Source organism: Wolbachia endosymbiont of Drosophila incompta (assembly GCF_001758565.1).
Classification (GTDB): Bacteria; Pseudomonadota; Alphaproteobacteria; order Rickettsiales; family Anaplasmataceae; genus Wolbachia; species Wolbachia pipientis.
Window position 1 is genome coordinate 349,887 of sequence record NZ_CP011148.1, and the last position, 1,324, is coordinate 351,210.

1 protein-coding gene and 1 pseudogene are annotated in these 1,324 nt (G+C 36.6%); both read left to right on the top strand.

What is annotated here, in order from left to right:
* The first annotated feature begins 113 nt into the window (after positions 1-113).
* Positions 114-899, top strand: coding sequence for a 4-hydroxy-tetrahydrodipicolinate reductase (dapB, locus tag WG67_RS01615; protein WP_070356801.1), 786 nt, complete (start codon positions 114-116; stop codon positions 897-899).
* A pseudogene (locus WG67_RS08170) lies at positions 896-1,324 on the top strand (phosphate ABC transporter ATP-binding protein); the annotation flags it as partial. The gene dapB and the pseudogene WG67_RS08170, both read left to right, overlap by 4 nt.

Consider the following 1,324-nt stretch of genomic DNA (forward strand, 5'->3'; position numbering starts at 1 on the left):
TGGTCAAGGCACTGGGATCTGAAATTGCAGTGTTCGTACAGCTATAGAATATAGATCAGAAGTGACAGAGCTTAAAAAAAGGCCTAACATTCTTAATAAACGTAAAAAGCTTTATGAAAATCAGAGTTGGAGTAATAGGCTGCTTAGGCAGAATGGGCAAAAAAATACTCAATGAATTAATTACAAATACCAAAGTGGAAATAGCAGGTGCTGTTGCCCGTTCAGGTAGTAAGTACATAGATTCAGATATTGGACCAATTATAGCCAATCTAGGAATTAAAGTTACAAGTTCTATTAGTGGCATATTTGAGTCATCTGACGTTGTAATAGATTTTACAACTAAAGAATGTATGTTAGACTGCCTTAAAGCAGCTGTAAAATTTAAAACACCGCTGGTTAGTGGCACAACTGGAATAGAAGGTGTCGATTTGAAAGAATATGCTGCTGAAGTTCCAATATTATGGTCAGCAAATATGAGTGTTGGGGTTAATGTGTTGCTGAAATTGGTAAAAAAAGCTGCTGAGCTTTTAGGTAATGAATATGACGTTGAGATTTGGGAAATGCATCATAACTTAAAAAAGGATTCACCATCTGGAACAGCTATAGAACTTGGCAAAACAATTGCTAACGCTTCAAAAGTGGATTTTCAGTCCAATCAATATTTACATAGTGGTTCAAACATAAGGAAAAAGGGGGGAATAGGTTTTGCAGTATCTCGTGGAGGTGGAGTAATAGGAGATCACAGCGTGATGTTTGTTAGTTCTGATGAACGGATAGAACTAAACCACAAAGCAATTGATCGCACAACATTTGCTAGAGGAGCTGTTCAAGCAGCAGTATGGCTATACGAAAATAAAAGAGAAATTCCGGGGCTCTATTCAATGCAGGATGTGATATGAGCAATACACGTGCCTCTGTTAAAGATTTAAATCTCTGGTACGGCTCTAAGCAAGTTTTATTCGATATAAATTTGAATATTTATAAAAGAAAAGTTACTACTTTTATCGGACCATCCGGGTGCGGTAAATCAACATTTTTTGCGTTGTTTTAATCGTATGAATGACTATGTACCAGGTTGCAAAACTGTTGGTGAATTAGATATCGATGGGCTGGGTGATATATATTCACGCGATATGGATGTTGTACTACTTAGAGCAAAAGTTGGTATGGTATTTCAAAAGCCAAATCCTTTTCCAAAATCAATATATGATAATGTTGCTTGTGGGCCAAAATTGCATGGTATGGCGAAGGATAAGCAAAAATTGAATGAGATGGTGGAAAATAGTTTAACCAAGGTTGGTTTATGGGAAGAATTGAAGGACAG